This is a genomic window from Roseateles sp. GW821-FHT09H10 (assembly GCF_059415865.1).
In genome coordinates this window covers 946,625-962,869 of the sequence record NZ_JBWKOB010000001.1, presented here as the reverse complement: position 1 = coordinate 962,869, position 16,245 = coordinate 946,625, and the positions used below count along the sequence as shown (strand labels likewise).

The following is a 16,245-nucleotide window of genomic DNA, read 5'->3' as shown; positions in this document are numbered from 1 at the left end:
GACAGGCGCGCCCGGGAGCGGAAAGGCATGCGATGAATATGTCGACCTTCGTGGCGGCCGCGGCCCACGACATGAAGAACTCGGTCAGTGTCATCGCGGCCTATCTCGAGGACGCGCTGCACGAACTGGCCAAGATGGGCGCCGATCCACCCTCTGCCGCCACGCTGTCCACCTGCCAGGCGCTCTACGAGACCCAGCGCGTCAACGGCAATCTGGTGCAGCTGATGGCCATCTACAAGCTCGAGGAAGGCATGTACCCCTTCGAGCCCGCCCACATCCAGCTGGACGAGTTTGCTGAGGAACTGCTGGGGCGCGTGCGCCCGCTGGCCCGGCTCAAGGGGCTGGACCTGCAATGCGAGATCGCCGCGGATGAGCAGGACTGGATCTTCGACCATGACCTGATCGGCAGCGTGCTCATCCAGGCCCTGTTCGGTGCGGTGCGCTATGCGCGGCGGACGGTCCGGCTGAGCCTGAGCGTGCAGGAGGGCCGGCTGGAGATGGAAGTGGCCGACGACGGCCAGGGCTTCCCCGAGTTCATGCTGGCCCAGGGTTTCCCGTCCCGCCAGGGCATCGACGTGCACACCGGCAGCACCGGCCTGGGCCTGTTCTTCGCGCGCCTGGCGGCGGGCCTGCACAAGCGCGGCGAAGTGGCCGGCAGCACCCGCCTGTACAACGGCGGCGAGCTCGGTGGCGGCTGCTTCACCCTGGTGCTGCCATGATCAACAACTGGGTCACGGCATCCGACCCGCTGCGCGGCAGCGAAGTCCTGCTGGTGGAGGATTTCGAGGCCATGCGCAGCGTGCTCAAGGGCCTGCTGCTGCGCTGCGGCACCCAGCACGTCGACACCGCCCGCGACGGCCGCGAGGCCACGGCCCTGCTGAGCGCCAAGAGCTATGACATCGTCATGTGCGACTACAACCTCGGCGAAGGCAAGAACGGCCAGCAGCTGCTGGAGGAAGCCCGGCTCAGGAACTGGATAGGCCCGGCCACCGTGTGGCTGATGATCACCGCCGAGAAGACCAGCATCATGGTCTCGGCCGCCGCCGAGGAGGCGCCCGACGACTACCTGCTCAAGCCCATCACCGAGAGCATGCTGCAGAGCCGCCTGCTCAAGCTGGTGGAGCGCAAGGCGGCCCTGGCCGGTATCGCCGTCGCGATGAAGGCCCAGGACTGGCGCAAGGCGCTGAAGCTCTGCGAGGAGCAGATCGCCGCCGGCAGCAAGAGCCTGGCCGAACTGCTGCGCCTGCAGGCCCAGTTGCACCAGAAGCTGGACGAATGGCCCAAGGCCCAGGCCGTCTACGAGGGCGTGCTGCAACGCGGCCCCATTCCGTGGGCCAAGCTCGGCCTGGCCCAGGTGCTGCTGCATGCCAAGGACGTGGAGCGCGCCCAGACCCTGCTGCAGGACACGGTGCGCGAGCATCCCCAATACCTCGACGCCTATGACGAGCTGGCCGGCCTGCTGTCCGCCCAGGGCCAGGGCGAACAGCAGGTGGCCCTGCTGGAGCGCGCCGTCAACCTGTCGCCCAACTCGGCGCACCGCCAGTCGGCGCTGGGCGTGGCGGCCCTCGCGCGGGACCAGCGCGACATCGCCGCCCGCGCCTTCTCGCGCGCCATCAAGCTGACCGAGCACAGCGCCATCGAAAGCCTCGAACCCTTTCTCGGCATGGCCCGCATGCACACCGAGGCCGGCAACCCGGGCGAGGCGCAGAAGCTGGTGGCCACCATGGCCCAGCGCTACAGCAGCCATGACGCCCAGCTGCTGGCCAAGGCCGAGCGCGTGCGTGCCCTGCAGGCCCAGGGCGACAAGGCCGCGGCCGCCCAGCTCGCCGCCGAACTGGTGGCCCTGAGCGCGGACGAAACCTCGCCCGGCGCCGCCGACACCGCCGCCCGCATCGCCGAGACCCTGATCGAGGCCCAGCAGGCCGAGGCCGCCACCCGGCTGCTCGAGCATGTGACGCGCAACAACTACGACAACGAGCGCCTGCTGCAGCGCACCCAGCGCGCCTTCGAGCGCCTGGGCCTGGGCAGCGCCGGCGGCGAACTGGTGGCGGCGGCCCGTCGCGAGGCCACCAATGCGATGAAGGACAGCATGCGGCTGATGGCCGAGGGCGACCCGCAAGCCGCGCTGGAGGGCCTGCGCAGCGCCAAGATCTCCATGCCGCGCAACGCCCGCGTGCTGCTGAACTTCGCCGCCGTCGCGATGACGGTACTGCAGCGCCATGGCCGCTCGGCGACGCTGGAAGGCGAGATGCGCCAGAGCATCGCCACGGCTCAGGCACTCAAGCCCGACGATGCGCGGGCGGCCGATCTGCTGCAGCAGCTGGAGCGCTGGACCGCTGATCCGGCCTGATGAGTCCGGCATCATGCGATGCCTATGAACCCGTCCCTCCCCTGCCCCTGCGGCAGTTCCGTCGCCTACGCGGCCTGCTGCGGCCGCCTGCACGCCGAGCACGCTGCCAGCGGCAAGCTGACCGCCCCCGCGCCCGAAGCCCTGATGCGCTCGCGCTACTCGGCCTTCGTGCTGGACCTGCGCGACTATCTGCTCGCCAGCTGGCACGCCAGCACCCGCCCCGCTGAACTGGAGGCGCCCGAGCCGGGCCTGAAATGGCTGGGCCTCGACGTGAAGCGCAGCACCATGCAGGACGCCGACCACGGCATGGTCGAGTTCGTCGCCCGCAGCAAGCTCGGCGGGCGGGCGCATCGCCTGCAGGAGAGCAGCCGCTTCGTGCGCGAGAACGGCGAATGGTTCTATGTGGATGGTGATTTGAAAAATTGACTCTGACCCTGCTTTATCGGGACGAGCACCTCGTCGCCATCGACAAGCCGCCCGGCCTGCTGGTGCACCGCACCCAGCTCGCGGCCGGCGAGGACGAGGCCGCGCTGCAGCTGCTGCGCGACCAGCTCGGCCAGACCGTCTGGCCGGTGCACCGCCTGGACCGCGGCACCTCGGGCGTGCTGCTGTTTGCGCTGTCGGCCGAGGTCGCATCGCTGCTCGGCGCGATGTTCGAGCAGGGCCGGATGGACAAGCGCTATCTGGCCCTGGTGCGCGGCTGGCCGGCCGCCGATGAAGGCCTGGTCGATCACCCACTGGCCCGCGATCCCGAGCTGCCGTCGGCGGGTCAGACCATGCTGGAGGCTCAGACCCGCTGGCAAGTGGTCGAGCGTATGGCGTGGCCGATCTCCACCGACCCGCGCTTCGCAACCACCCGCGTCGCCCTGCTCGAAGCCGAGCCGCTGCAGGGGCGCCGCCACCAGATCCGCCGCCACCTCAAGCACATCGCCCACCCCATCCTGGGCGACGCGACCCATGGCAAGGGCCCGCTGAACCGGACCGTGGCGGCTCACCTCGGCCGGCAGCGGCTGTGGCTGCATGCGCGCGAGCTCAGCCTGCTTCACCCGGTCACGGGCGCGGCGCTCACGCTCGCCGCCGCGCCGGACGCCAGCTGGCCGCCTAGCGGTGCCAGATGACGACGGGAATCATCAGATCGTCGGTGGTCGTCAGGATGAGCGTGTGCTTGTCGAAAACGATGGGCGTCGCCATCACGCGCAGATCGGGGATGCGAAAGCGCGCAGTGGCCTTCATGTCGGAGACGGGTGCGCCGCTCCCGACCTTCATCAGGCGCACGTCCAGGTGGTAGCGCTGAACGTACTCGTCAAGGTAGACCCTGGCGTGCATCGGCTCCGCATGAACCCAGGTACCGTTGCTTCCGCCCAGATCCCGCCTACCGATCGAGCCACTGTGGTCCATCAAGCCTGGCAGGGCAGTGTGGTCGAGAGCGGTGTCGTCATAGCCTGTCCCGAGCAGGGCACCAGCCGCGTCCAGCCTGACGGCGTGCGTGACATTGCAGGAGCAGGCGCGCGTGTAGCCAAACCAGAAGGCCAGCGGCCCCGACCCATCGTCGAACAGCGCAAAGCCATTCATGAAGCTGCTGGCGTTCACGACCGGCGCACGGGTCACTGTGCCGTCGTCCGCGATGCGCGCGACATGCTGGTTCACGCCGTCCCGCCAGCTCAGCAGCAGCCCACCGGGCTGGGCCAGCGCCTCCAGCGTGTCTGAATAGCCCCGGCTGCCGAGCGGAATCCAGATCTCGCCGCCGACCAGGTCGCGGCCGTCGTGGCGGCGCAGCACGGCGACACGCTGCGGGTCCCCGTTGCCATGCACGTCACGATAGGTGAACCAGTAGGCCCACAAGATGCCGCTGCCCGCTGCCCAGGCGAAACGGGGCACCTGCTTTTCCGTGGTGCGCGGCGCGAGCTGCAGGGGATCGAAGCTGCCGTAGGGCGCCGCTTCGGGCTTGCCGTCCGCGGCCAGGCGATACAGCTCGTAGCGCACGCCGTCGGTGACCAGGCTGACCCGGCGCATGGCCCAGGTCGTGCCGCCCGTCTGGCCCAGCAGGCTCACATCGGGGAAGGCATGGAAGGCCTTGGGGTTGCCGAAAGAGTCCACCAGGCGCAGCCCTCCCGGCTCCGCCAGCAGCAGGCCGGTGGGCAGCTTCAGCGTGGCCGCGAAATCCGCGCTGGGCACCGGCCAGCCGTCCGGGAACATCAGCGTGTAGCCGATGCCGGCGTCGCCATGGGCATAGCCCACCAGCGTGCGGTCGTTGTCCAGCGCGTAGTAGCTGCCCGTGCCGGCCATCGCTTCGCGGACGATGCCGACGTTCGGCGCATACCAGGTGCTGACCTTGGTCGTGGTCGTCTGAGCCGCGCCGCCGGCGCTGGGCTGCCAGCGCACCTGCGTGGTCGTGTCCACGCGCACCGCCGTCATGGGCTCGGCGAGCCAGGTCAGCGTGACGGACTCGCTGCCCACCACCGTGCGCCAGATGGCCACGTCGGCCGGATCGATCTTGCCGTCGCCATCGACATCGCGGCCGCTCTGCTCGATGCGCTGATCCAGCACGACGGTCTGCTCGTTCACCCGCACCGGCGAGCGCAGCTCGAAGCTGTCGTAGCTGACGGGTGCGGCGGCAGGCGTCAGCCGGTAGCTGCCGCTGAAGCGGACATGGCCCTGGGCATCGACGCTCACGGTGGCGATCGTTGGCCGCGTGGGCAGATCCTGCGACATCGTCTCGAACAGCACGCCGTCGCTGCTCTTGCCCTGCCCCACCTCCATCAGCTCCAGGCCCTTGCCGACGAAGGCCCGGTAGCGGTAGTGCCAGCGGGCGCCGTTCTCCATGGGCCGCAGCACGGCGGCCTGCTCCTGCAGCACGGCGCCGAGGGCGCCCGGCGCCGGCACCAGGCCCGTCGGTGGGGGCGGCGGCGGCGCGGGCACCGGGGCGGGAGCTGGCGCCGGAGCCGGCCCAGGTTCCGCCCCGCCGCCACCACCGCCACCACAGGCCGTCAGCCATGCCGTCATCACGGCCACGGCAATGCCTGCGGCCTTCCTTTGCTGGAAGGTCATACCCCTCTCCCTGCCCTGTTGTCTTGTTCGAGGCGCGCAGCATAAGGGGGCGCCCCACCCGGGCCACCCGCCGACCCACGGGGTTGCATGCGCGACAGCGTGGCAGCGCGGATGGGATCAGAATCGCCCGATCCAGAACAGCAACAGGAGACGGCCATGGCCATCCAGGGCATCAAGTCGCTTTACGAACAACGCGGCCCGGTCCCGCAGGACGTCATCGGCGCCGTGCCGTTCGACGTGCCCGCGCCGGGCGCGGGCCAGGCGGTCGTGGCCGTGCTGGCCGCGCCCATCAATCCGTCGGACGTGCTGATGCTGACCGGCGGCTACGGCATCCTGCCGCCGCTGCCGGCCGTGGGCGGCAGCGAAGGCGTGGGCCGCATCGTGGCCGTCGGCGAAGGTGTGAGTCATCTGAAGGAGGGCCAGACCGTGCTGCTGCCGGCCGGCAGCGGCACCTGGGCCAGCCATCTGGTCGCCGATGCCAAACGCCTCGTGCCCTTGCCGCCGGGCGCCGACGCGCAGCAGCTGTCCATGCTGACCGTCAACCCGGCCACGGCCTCGCTGATGCTGACGGAGTTCGTCGACCTGCAGCCGGGCGACTGGGTCATCCAGAACGTCGCCAACTCGGGCGTGGGCGGCTACCTGACCCAGCTGGCCAAGCTGCGCGGCCTGCGCACCGTCAACATCGTGCGCCGCGAGGGTGCGGCGGCCGTCGTCAAGGCCGATGGCGGCGACGTGGTGCTGGTGGATGGCGACGACCTGAGCAAGCGCGTCAAGGACGCCGTCTCGGGCGCCCCCATCCGTCTGGGCATCGACGCCGTCGGCGGCAAGGCCACCAACCGCCTGGCCATGTGCATCGCCGAGGGCGGCACCGTCGTCAACTACGGGCTGATGAGCGGCGAGCCCTGCGTGGTGTCGCCGCAGTCCTTTGTCTTCAACGACATCACCTTGCGCGGCTTCTGGCTGGCCAAGTGGTTCAAGGTGGCCTCGCGCGAGGCGCAGATGGCGCTCTACGGCGAGCTGACCAAGCTGATCGCCACCGGCCAGCTGAAGGCGCGCATCCATGCCACCTACCCGGTGGAGCAGATCAAGGAGGCCATCGCGGCGGCCGCGACCGGCGAGCGCGACGGCAAGATCCTGGTCGTCCCCCAGCATGGCTGAGATCGCCCTCATCACCGGCGCGTCCTCGGGCATCGGCGAGGCCCTGGCCCATCGCTTCGCGCGCGGCGGCTTCGACCTCGTGCTGGTGGCGCGCAGCGAGGACAAGCTCAAGGCACTGGCCAAGGCCTTGGCCGGCGAGCACGGCATCAAGGCCTGGGCCGTACCGGCCGACCTCAGCCAGCCGGGCGCCGCCGAACGCCTGGCCACGTCCATGAAGCGCTCGCGCCGGCGCATCGACGTCCTCGTCAACAACGCCGGCGTGCTGGAACACGGCGAGTTCACGGCCATGCGCGCGACGCGCCACCGCGAACTCATCGACCTGAACGTGACGAGTCTGAGCGAGATGCTGGCCCATTTCCTGCCGCCCATGCAGGCGCGCGGCGCGGGCCGGGTGCTGAACGTCGCGTCCATCGCGGCCTTCCAGCCGATTCCCATGCTGGCCACCTATGCCGCGACCAAGGCCTTCGTGCTGTCGCTGACCGAGTCGCTCTCCGAGGAGCTCAAAGGCACGGGCGTGACCATCACGGCCCTGTGCCCCGGCATCACGGCCACCTCCATGCTGGACCAGGCCCAGGCCGGCAGCAGCGGGCTGGAAGCCTTGCCCGGCTTCGTCATCGGCACGGCCGAGTCGGTGGCCAACGAGGGCTTCGAGGCCTGCATGGCCGGCGAGGTCATCCGCGTGCCCGGCAAGCTCAACCTGGCCGCGACGCTGGCCGGCCGCAACACGCCGCGCTGGCTGCTGCGCCGCGTGACGGGCGCGATGGCGCGCCGTCTGAAGGCCTAGCGTTTCGTCGCCGGCGCCGCACCCAGCCAGCGGCCGCGGATGCGCTGCAGCTCGCCGCGCGCCTCCAGGCGCTGGATGGCCTGGTTGAAGGCGCGCAGGTCGGCCTCCGCCAGCGACTTGCGGCTGAGCTTGTAGGTCACCGGCTCGCGCGGCATCGCGATGGCCAGCTCGACCAGGGGGATGTCGGCCGCCCGCGCGGCGAAAGCGATGGCGATGCTGTCGCCCAGCAGCACCTCGCCGCGCCGCAGCTGCATCAGCTGCACGCCCTTGGCGTAGTCCTCGAACCAGGTCAGCAGGCCGCGCGCCTTGAAGTCGTTGATGATGGGCACGCTCGCCGGCCCGCGGTGGGTGACCAGGCGCAGCCGCGCCGCGAGCAGGTCCTCCAGGGAGCGGGCCTCCAGCCGCGCCTCGCTGGCGCGCATGAAGGCGCCGAAGGCTTCGTCGCGATAGGGCCGCGTGTACCAGACCCCGGCCTGCGCGACGGGCGTCGCCGCAATCAGCAGGTCCAGCTCGCCGGCGAGCAGCATCGGCAGGCGGCGGTTGCGCGGCACTTCGCGCACATAGCTCACGCTGCAGCCGGCCTCCTTGGCCACGGCGGCCAGCAGCTCGGTCTCCAGGCCGGTGTGCAGCCCCTCCTTGTCGATGAAGGAATAGGGCTGCCAGTCCTCGAAGGGCACGCGCAGCGGCCGGGTGCAGGCCGAACTGGCCAGCAGGGGCCAGAACAGCAGCAGGGCCATCAGCGCTCGTCGGGACATCGGCGTGCCCGCTCCACCAGCAGTGAGGATGAGCCCGAGGATAGCCCCGGCCGGCCGCCTCAGCGCAAGCCGGGCAGCAGTTTCAGCTCCAGGCCCGAGGCCTGGCCCTGCCAGCGGTAGAGCTTCTGCGTCGCGGCCTGGAAGTCCTCGGGCCTGGCGCTGCGGATGGGCACGAAGCTCTGCGGGTTGCGGTCGATCAGCGGGAACCAGCTGCTCTGCACCTGCACCATGATGCGGTGGCCGCGGCGGAAGCTGTGGTTGATGTCCTGCAGCTCGACGCGCAGCTCTTCGACGCGGCCCGGCACCATGGCCTCGGGCGTCTCGAAACTCTTGCGGAAGCGGCCGCGCAGCGGGTCGCCGCGCACCAGCTGCTGGTAGCCGCCCAGGGGGCTTTCCGGCGGCTCGACATCCTCGCTGCGCTTCTTGCGCTTGCGGCCGCCCTCCTCTTCCTCCAGCTCGGGCGGATAGACATCGATGAGCTTGACGACCCAGTCGGCGTCCGTGCCCGTCGTGGACGCGAACAGCCGCGCGACGATGGGGCCGACGACGGTGACGTCCTCCTCCAGCACCTCGCTGCGGTAGGTCAGCACATCGGGCCGGGTGGCGGCGAAGCGCTGGTCGCTGACCATGTATTCCTGCGGCACGCCCAGGGTCGCGTAGCCCACATAGGGCACCGGCTTGTTGGGGTCGCCGACCCAGCTGTCGAAGGCCGGCGCGGCCGCATCGGGCGGCGTGAAGCTGAGCTTGCCGCCGGGCGCGAAGTACAGGGTGCGCGGCTGGGCCTCGCGCGGCGGCCAGGCGTCGTAGCGGCGCCAGACATTGGTGCCGGTCTCGAAGACCGTCGCCTTGGCAAGGGGGGCCTTGGGCGCCACCTCACGCAGATGCTGCTCGAAAAAGGGCAGCAGCACCTCCTTCTGGAACTGCTCGGATGTCGGCTGCTGGAACTGCACGCGGCCGAGTTGGCGCCCCGGCGCACCGACCCAGCCGCCATGCACCCAGGGGCCGATGACGAGGCGGTTGTCGGTGGCGGGGCTCTGCTTCGCGATGGCGCGGAAGGTGGTGAAGGGGCCGGCCAGGTCCTCGGCGTCGAACCAGCCGCCCACCGTCAGCACCGCGGCGCGGATGTTCTTCAGATGGGGCGTCAGGGCGCGCGAGGTCCAGAACTCGTCGTAGCGGTCGTGCTCCAGCTGGATGTCGAAATAGGGGTTGGGGCCGCCGTCACGGGCCAGGCGCCGGGCCAGCGCGTCAAGGTTGCCGTGCTGCAGATAGAACTCGTAGCCGTCCAGCGTGCCCCAGTCGAACTGCGGCCATGCCTTGGCCGGCAGCACCGGCGTCTGCTGGGGCTTGAAGCCGGTATAGAAGCCGAAGTTGGCGGCCAGCATGAAGGCGCCGCCGTGATAGCTGTCGTCGCCCTTGAAGAGGTCGGTGATGGGCGCCTGGGGCGACGCGGCCTTGATGGCCGGATGGGAATCGATGATGGAGGCCGAGGTGTAGAAGCCCGGATAGGAAATGCCCCAGAGGCCGACGCGGCCGTTGTGGCCGGCGATGCGCGGCAGCAGCCATTGCAGGCTGTCGTGGGTGTCCGAGCTCTCGTCGACTTCCGAGGACAGGGTCTTGCCCGGCCGGTGCGGCGTCATCTCGATGAAATGACCTTCCGACAGGTTGCGGCCGCGCACGTCCTGGCAGACGAAGACATAGCCGGCCTTCAGGAAGTCCTCGCTGGGTGCCAGGCGCTTCACGCCGTCGCGGTCCACGCCATAGGGCCCGCAGCCATAGGGCGTGCGCGTCATCAGGATGGGATAGCGCCGGCTCTGGTCCTTGGGGATGTAGACGGCGGTGAAGAGCTTCTTGCCGTCACGCACCGGCACGCGGTACTCGTACTTGGTGTAGTGCTCGCGGGGCTCATAGGCCGGCGGCTTGTTGTCCTCCTCGGCGGCATGGGCGACGGGGGTGAGGGCCAGCAACAGGAAGGAAGCTCGCAGCAGGGACATCTTGGCGGGGCGGGATGAAGACAGGGGCGAAGTCTGACACCGACGGCAGCATCGGCGGCGTTAGGCTGGGCACCCGCCAGCTTGCAGGAAGCGCCACCATGACGACCGACACCTCGGCCTACCGCGTCCCTCCGGGCCAGAAGCTCAAGCTCAAGCACTGGGCCACCCGCGTCGATCCGCTCTATGCCGACAAGGCCGACTACGAGAAGCGCCTGGAGGCCCAGGTCAAGAAGCTCAGCGAGCTGCAGAACCTGCTCTATGCCCACAACCGCTATGCCCTGCTGCTGATCTTCCAGGCCATGGATGCGGCGGGCAAGGACGGCGTCATCAAGCATGTGATGTCGGGCGTGAACCCCCAGGGCTGCCAGGTCTTCAGCTTCAAGCATCCCAGCGCCCAGGAGCTGGACCACGACTTCCTGTGGCGCACCACGCAATGCCTGCCCGAGCGCGGGCGCATCGGCATCTTCAACCGCTCCTACTACGAGGAGGTGTTGATCGTGCGCGTGCACCCCGAGATCCTGAAGGCCCAGTCCCTGCCCAGAGAGGCGGCCCGCGCGCCGGCCATCTGGCCGCAGCGCTTCGCCTCCATCAACAACCTCGAGCAGCATCTGCACCACAACGGCACGCGGGTGCTGAAGTTCTTCCTGCACCTGAGCAAGGAGGAGCAGCGCCAGCGCTTCCTGGCGCGGCTGGAGGACCCGGCCAAGAACTGGAAATTCACCGCCGACGACATGGCTGAGCGCGAGCTCTGGCCCAAATACCAGCAGGCCTATGGCGACATGCTGGGCGCCACCAGCAGCGCGGAGGCCCCCTGGCATGTGGTGCCGGCCGACGACAAGCGCAACGCCCGCCTCATCGTGTCCCAGGTCATCGTGGACGCGCTGAAGGCGCTGAAGATGAGCTATCCCGAGCCGACGCTGGATGCGGCCGAGTTGGCCGCCATTCGCAAGAAGCTCAGCCGAACCTGACCCCCTGGTGGGTATTCCGGGCCGAGCGCCGGGCCGCTCCCTGGCCGGCCCGCCTGACGAGGCTTGGGGCTCGATGCCGCAAGCCTCGGCGTCCCCCAGGGGGACCGGCCAGACGCACCGCGTTCAGCGGTGTGCGGCTGGACGAGGGGCACCATTTCAGCCGAACTTGACCGCGTAGACCGGCGGCAAGTGGGCTGAGACGGCCTGCCAGCTGTCGCCGCCATCGCCGCTGGCCCAGACGCCGCCCGTCGTCGAGCCCATCATCAGCTGCTCGCCGGCCTCGTCCACCGCCAGGCCGTGGCGGAAGATCAGGTCATAGCAATGCTGCTGCGGCAGTCCGGTACGCAGCACGTCGAAGCTCTTGCCGCCATCGCGGGTGCGCGTGACGCACAGGGCACCCTCGACCGGGATGCGTCTCTCGTCCTTGACGGCCGGCACGAACCAGGCCGTGTTGCCATCCCTGGGATGGGCCGCCACCGCAAAGCCGAAGCTGGACGGCTGGGCCTGCAGCTCTTCCCAGCTCGCGCCGTTGTCGCTGCTGCGGAAGATGCCGCAGTGGTGCTGGCACCAGAGCACGTCGGGCATGTCGCGGCAGCGGGCGATCAGGTGGGGGTCCTGGGAGTTCTCGTCGCCGGCCAGTTCGGGCGGCATGAAGTCGGCCCGCATGCCCTTGGCGCGCAGGCCCCAGCTGTCGCCGCCGTCGGTGGTGCGCCAGGCGCCGCCGCAGGACACGCCGACCAGCAGCTCGTCAGCATTGCTGGGGTGCGGGCAGATGGAATGCAGGGCCGGGTTGGGGTTGCCGCCGCCCATCCATTGCAGGCGGCGCGGGTCCTTCCACAGGGCCTCACTGAGCTGCCAGCTCTCGCCCTTGTCGCGGCTTGCGAACAGCCCGCCGGGGATGCTGCCGCACCAGATGGCGTCGCCTGAGCGCTCCAGCGAGAACACCTGCTCCAGCTTCCAGGCCGGCCCTTCCACGCCGTCGGGCTGCTCCGGGAAGCTCGGTGCCGTCACCTCGCGCCAGGTCTTGCCAGCATCGTCGCTGGCCTGCAGCTTGGCGCCGAAATGGCCGAGGTTGAGGCCGGCCAGCATGAAGCCCGAGGCATCGGGCGGCAGCAGCATGGTGACCGGGTCGGCCACGAAGCTGAGGTTCTCGATCTGCCAACTGCCATTCAGGCCGCCGCGGCGGCGCAGCTCGAAAAGGCCTTTGCGGGTCGCGGCCCAGGCGCGGTCTGTCATGGTCAACCTCCGGAGAGTGCTTGCAAAACGTGGATGCGGCTGTCGGACTTCAAGGGGTCGCTCAGGCCGCGCAGGTCGCGCGCGCGTTTGCCGTCGATGAAGACGACCACGTTGACGCGCAGATGGCCCTGCTCGTCGAGGATGTAGCCCCGCAGCCGCGGCTGCTCGGCAAAGGCGGCATCCAGGGCTTCGCCCAGCGTGGACGCCTCGCACTGGCAGGCAGGTGCATCGACAAAGCGCCGCAGCTGGGGGGTGAATTCGACAAGGGCCATGGCGTTATGACGAACGAGGCGGGGCGAATTCGACGTCGACAGCCCTACATCAGCACCCGGAGTAACCCTTAACGACAATGCCGGCGATGAACTCCGGCATCCTCTTCGCCCTCGGCGCCTATCTGAGCTGGGGGCTGTTCCCGCTCTATTTCCGCCAGATCGCGTCCATCCCGGCCCTGCAGATCGTCGCCCACCGCACGCTGTGGTCGCTGGCCTTCGTGGCCATCGTGCTGCTGGTGACGCGCAATCTCCACTGGCTGAAACAGGTCAGTGCGGCGACCTGGCGGCGCTTCGCGGTATCGGCAACACTGATCGCCATCAACTGGCTGACCTATGTCTGGGCCGTCGGCAACGGCCATGTGGTGGATGCCGCCCTGGGCTACTTCATCAACCCGCTGGTCAACGTAGCCCTGGGCTTCGCCGTGCTGCACGAGCGCCCGCGCCCCATGCAGTGGCTGGCCGTGGGCCTCGCGGCCTTTGGTGTCATCTGGCTGACCGTGGCCGGCGGCAAGCTGCCCTGGGTGGCCCTGGTGCTGGCGGTCAGCTTCGGCCTCTATGGCCTGATGCGCAAGACGGCCGCCCTGGGCGCCATCGAAGGCCTGACGCTGGAGACCCTCATCCTCGCGCCGCTGGCCGCGGCGGGCCTGGCCTTCTGGTGGCAGACGGGCGCCCTGAGCGGCCAGACGCCGGTGGACTGGGCCTGGCTCATTGGCACCGGCCCGGTGACGGCCGGCAGCCTGCTGCTGTTCGCCGCCGGTGCGCGCCGCCTGCCGCTGGCGACGCTGGGCATCGTGCAGTACGTGTCGCCGTCGCTGCAGTTCCTGCTCGGCGTCTTCCTGTTCAAGGAGCCCATGGACGCGACCCGGCTGGTGGCCTTCGGCTTCATCTGGGCGGCGTTGGCGGTCTACAGCGCCGAGGGTCTTTGGCAGACGCGCCGGCTAAGGCTGGCCTGACGGGGCGGATGCGCCGGACGCCTGCGGGGGCTTCTCACCGTTGGCATAGAAGTCCCGGGTCTTGTCATGCAGCGGGGCGCGGTCGAGTTGCCACAGGCCCAGGGGGCCATGGACGAGCATGAAGCTGTGCTCCGAACCGCGCTCGAACTGCGCCCAGTAGGTCTTGAACTCCGGGAACTGCAGCGCCGGCGGACCGGGCTGCAAGGGTTGAAGCGAGACGGCGCCCACCAGGCGATAGGCGATGGGCTGAGCCGGCGGCGCCAGCCACTGATCCAGGCGTTTGGCCAGTGGAACCGATGACACCACCAGGGCGATCATCATCAGGAAGGTCAGTCCGACAGACTCCACCGCCGGCACGCGTTGACGGCGCAGCACGGGGTACAGAGGCAGCGCGAGCAAGGCCCCCAGCAGTGGCAGCACCGCCAGTTCGCCGAACAGGGGCACGACGGTAAAGGCCGTCTCGGACAACAGCTCATGATCATTGAGCATCGCGTCGACACCGGCGAACACCAGCAGGGCCAGCAGCACGCCCATCGCGACCACGGTGGCACGGTTCTTGTCGAGCGCGAAGTCCCCGCCTGCCTGTGCGGGCAAGGGCTGGCCAGGCCGCAGCGAGCGGTACAGGTCGGCCGTCGCATCGCGCGAGACCGGGGCATTCATGCCCACATCGGCCCCCACCATCAGCTCGCCGCCACTGCCCTTCAGACGCAGCCAGTGGAATCGCGTCAGCAGCACACTGCCGCCTGCCCAATCGATCTGCAGGTCCTGCTTGGGCATGCACTGGTCCAAACGCTGGCCGTCCCACAGCTCAGCCACCACGCGCACCGTGTCGCCGTCATCCAGCAGCAGGCCAAAGCCCTCGAAGGGCAGCCATTTCAGGCGGCGGACAAAGGCCTCCGGGCGTGACACCTGGACGCGAAACCACCGGCAGCCTGCGCCTGGCATCAACTCGTCGAGCAAGGCGTCCTGGCGTCGCTTGCCAAGCCTCACCTTGCGGACCACCCAGGCCAGATAAGCCAACAGCAGCAACTGGAATGCCAGCGGCCACCACAACCCCCATCCCTTCATCGACGGCTCCCTGCGCGCCGCTTGCCGGGCGCTGGGAGGCAGTCTAGGCGGACAGCCGTCAGCTGCGCATCATGTAGTCGAAGGCGCCCAGGGCCGCCTTCGCGCCGTCGCCGGCCGCGATGATGATCTGCTTGAAGGGCACGGTCGTCACGTCGCCGGCGGCGAACACGCCGGGGACCGAGGTTGCGCCCTTGGCGTCCACGATGATCTCGCCGTGCTTGCTGAGCTCGACGGTGCCGCGCAGCCATTCCGTGTTGGGCACCAGGCCGATCTGCACAAAGCAGCCTTCGACCTCGACGCGCCTGGCTTCGCCGCTGACGCGATCGGTGTAGTTCAGGCCGTCGAGCTTGCCGTTCGTGCCGGTGAACTCCGTCGTCTGCGCGTTCACGAGGATGGTGACGTTGGGCAGGCTCTGCAGCTTCCTGACCAGCACCGCGTCGGCGCGCAGCTCGGCGCCGAACTCGATCAGCGTCACATGCTTGACGATGCCGGCCAGGTCGATGGCGGCTTCGACGCCCGAGTTGCCGCCGCCGATGACCGCGACCGGCTTGCCCTTGAACAGCGGGCCGTCGCAGTGCGGGCAGTAGGCCACGCCCTTGTTCTTGTACTCGGCCTCACCGGGCACATTGACGTTGCGCCAACGGGCGCCGGTGGACAGGATGACGGTCTTGCCCTTGAGCTTGGCGCCATTGGCGAGCTCGACTTCGACCAGGCCGCCCGGGGTCGCTGCCGGCGTCAGCTTCTCGGCGCGCTGCAGGTTGTGGATGTCGACCTGGTAGTCCTTGACGTGGCCTTCCAGCGCGGCGGCGAACTTGGGGCCATCGGTGACGGACACCGAGATGTAGTTCTCGATGCCCAGGGTGTCGTTGACCTGGCCACCGAAGCGCTCGGCAGCGACGCCCGTGCGGATGCCCTTGCGCGCCGCATAGACGGCCGCAGCCGCGCCGGCGGGGCCGCCGCCGATGATGAGCATGTCGTAGGGCTCCTCAGAATCCAGCTTCCTGGCGTCACGCGCGGCGGCGCCGGTGTCGAGCTTGGCGACGATCTCTTCGAGCGACATGCGGCCCGAGGCAAAGGGCTGGCCGTTCAGCCACACGGCCGGCACGGCCATGATCTCGCGCGCCTCGACCTCGCTCTGGAACAGGCCGCCGTCGATGACGGTGGTGCGGATGCGCGGGTTGACGATGGACATCAGCGACAGCGCCTGCACGACGTCCGGGCAGTTGTGGCAGGTCAGGCTCATGTAGATCTCGAAGTCGAGATCCAGGTCCAGGGCCTTCACCGCATCGATCTGCGCCTGCTCGACCTTGGGCGGGTGGCCACCGGTCCACAGCAGGGCCAGCACCAGGGACGTGAACTCATGGCCCAACGGGATGGCCGCGAAGCGCAGCGATTGCTCGGTGCCGGTGCGGCGCAGCAGGAAGGACGGGGTGCGGGTGTCGACGCCGTCGGCGCGGAACGAGATCTTGTCGTTCATGCCGGCGATCTCTTCCAGCAGCTCGCGCATCTCGTTGCTGGACGTGGAGTTGTCCAGCGAGGCGACGATCTCGAAGGGGAGCTTGACGTGGTCCAGGTAACCCTGGAGCTGGGTCTTCAGTGCGGCGTCCAACATGGTGGTCTTCCTTTCAGTGAGGCGTGGCGGGGCGGGCCACTGCTGAAAGG

15 protein-coding genes are annotated in these 16,245 nt (G+C 69.3%); 8 read left to right on the top strand and 7 right to left on the bottom strand.

Going from position 1 to position 16,245, the window contains the following annotated elements:
- The first annotated feature begins 32 nt into the window (after window positions 1-32).
- From AC07OY_RS04430 to AC07OY_RS04415, 4 genes are read left to right on the top strand one after another with little or no spacing between them, the layout of a single operon-like run.
- Complete coding sequence (locus AC07OY_RS04430) at window positions 33-719, top strand: sensor histidine kinase (RefSeq protein WP_495041315.1); 687 nt, start codon at window positions 33-35, stop codon at window positions 717-719.
- The gene (locus tag AC07OY_RS04425) at window positions 716-2,350 is read left to right on the top strand and encodes a response regulator (protein WP_495041314.1); all 1,635 of its coding nucleotides are present in this window, start codon (window positions 716-718) and stop codon (window positions 2,348-2,350) included. The genes AC07OY_RS04430 and AC07OY_RS04425 overlap by 4 nt, the downstream gene beginning before the upstream one ends.
- Before the next feature lie 18 nt (window positions 2,351-2,368).
- Window positions 2,369-2,776, top strand: coding sequence for a YchJ family protein (locus tag AC07OY_RS04420; protein WP_495041313.1), 408 nt, complete (start codon window positions 2,369-2,371; stop codon window positions 2,774-2,776).
- The gene (locus AC07OY_RS04415; protein WP_495041312.1) at window positions 2,773-3,468 is read left to right on the top strand and encodes a pseudouridine synthase; all 696 of its coding nucleotides are present in this window, start codon (window positions 2,773-2,775) and stop codon (window positions 3,466-3,468) included. Before AC07OY_RS04420 ends, AC07OY_RS04415 begins: the two co-directional genes overlap by 4 nt.
- Here AC07OY_RS04415 and AC07OY_RS04410 read toward each other — a convergent pair.
- Window positions 3,452-5,398 (bottom strand): hypothetical protein, encoded by a 1,947-nt coding sequence (locus tag AC07OY_RS04410; RefSeq protein WP_495041311.1) that lies wholly within the window; start codon window positions 5,396-5,398, stop codon window positions 3,452-3,454. The genes AC07OY_RS04415 and AC07OY_RS04410 overlap by 17 nt on opposite strands.
- A gap of 156 nt (window positions 5,399-5,554) precedes the next feature.
- Between AC07OY_RS04410 and AC07OY_RS04405 the strand changes: the two genes are divergently transcribed.
- Both AC07OY_RS04405 and AC07OY_RS04400 read left to right on the top strand, forming a co-directional pair.
- Window positions 5,555-6,556 carry a zinc-dependent alcohol dehydrogenase family protein gene (locus AC07OY_RS04405; protein ID WP_495041310.1) on the top strand — a complete coding sequence of 334 codons (1,002 nt, stop codon included), beginning with the start codon at window positions 5,555-5,557 and terminating at the stop codon, window positions 6,554-6,556.
- The gene (locus AC07OY_RS04400; RefSeq protein ID WP_495041309.1) at window positions 6,549-7,340 is read left to right on the top strand and encodes an SDR family NAD(P)-dependent oxidoreductase; all 792 of its coding nucleotides are present in this window, start codon (window positions 6,549-6,551) and stop codon (window positions 7,338-7,340) included. The genes AC07OY_RS04405 and AC07OY_RS04400 overlap by 8 nt, the downstream gene beginning before the upstream one ends.
- Here AC07OY_RS04400 and AC07OY_RS04395 read toward each other — a convergent pair.
- Both AC07OY_RS04395 and AC07OY_RS04390 read right to left on the bottom strand, forming a co-directional pair.
- Window positions 7,337-8,095, bottom strand: coding sequence for a substrate-binding periplasmic protein (locus AC07OY_RS04395; RefSeq protein WP_495041308.1), 759 nt, complete (start codon window positions 8,093-8,095; stop codon window positions 7,337-7,339). The two genes, AC07OY_RS04400 and AC07OY_RS04395, sit on opposite strands and share 4 nt — an antisense overlap.
- Window positions 8,096-8,154: 59 nt before the next feature.
- Window positions 8,155-10,086, bottom strand: a complete 1,932-nt coding sequence (locus AC07OY_RS04390) for a CocE/NonD family hydrolase (protein ID WP_495041307.1) — start codon at window positions 10,084-10,086, stop codon at window positions 8,155-8,157.
- Between the two features lie 98 nt (window positions 10,087-10,184).
- On the opposite strand from AC07OY_RS04390, the gene AC07OY_RS04385 reads away from it, so the two are divergent.
- Entirely contained in the window at window positions 10,185-11,054 is an 870-nt protein-coding gene (locus tag AC07OY_RS04385) for an ADP-polyphosphate phosphotransferase (RefSeq protein WP_495041306.1), read from the top strand.
- A 156-nt stretch (window positions 11,055-11,210) separates the two neighbouring features.
- Here the strand turns inward: AC07OY_RS04385 and AC07OY_RS04380 are convergent, their stop codons facing one another.
- Together AC07OY_RS04380 and AC07OY_RS04375 are read right to left on the bottom strand one after the other, a co-directional pair.
- Window positions 11,211-12,290 (bottom strand): WD40/YVTN/BNR-like repeat-containing protein, encoded by a 1,080-nt coding sequence (locus tag AC07OY_RS04380; protein ID WP_495041305.1) that lies wholly within the window; start codon window positions 12,288-12,290, stop codon window positions 11,211-11,213.
- A gap of 2 nt (window positions 12,291-12,292) precedes the next feature.
- Window positions 12,293-12,562 (bottom strand): MoaD/ThiS family protein, encoded by a 270-nt coding sequence (locus AC07OY_RS04375; RefSeq protein ID WP_495041304.1) that lies wholly within the window; start codon window positions 12,560-12,562, stop codon window positions 12,293-12,295.
- An 86-nt stretch (window positions 12,563-12,648) separates the two neighbouring features.
- Between AC07OY_RS04375 and rarD the strand changes: the two genes are divergently transcribed.
- On the top strand, window positions 12,649-13,515 hold the full coding sequence (gene rarD / locus AC07OY_RS04370; protein ID WP_495041303.1) for an EamA family transporter RarD: 867 nt from the start codon (window positions 12,649-12,651) through the stop codon (window positions 13,513-13,515).
- Here rarD and AC07OY_RS04365 read toward each other — a convergent pair.
- Window positions 13,501-14,583 (bottom strand): hypothetical protein, encoded by a 1,083-nt coding sequence (locus AC07OY_RS04365; protein ID WP_495041302.1) that lies wholly within the window; start codon window positions 14,581-14,583, stop codon window positions 13,501-13,503. The genes rarD and AC07OY_RS04365 overlap by 15 nt on opposite strands.
- Before the next feature lie 58 nt (window positions 14,584-14,641).
- Window positions 14,642-16,195, bottom strand: a complete 1,554-nt coding sequence (gene ahpF / locus AC07OY_RS04360; RefSeq protein ID WP_495041301.1) for an alkyl hydroperoxide reductase subunit F — start codon at window positions 16,193-16,195, stop codon at window positions 14,642-14,644.
- Window positions 16,196-16,245 lie beyond the last annotated feature (50 nt).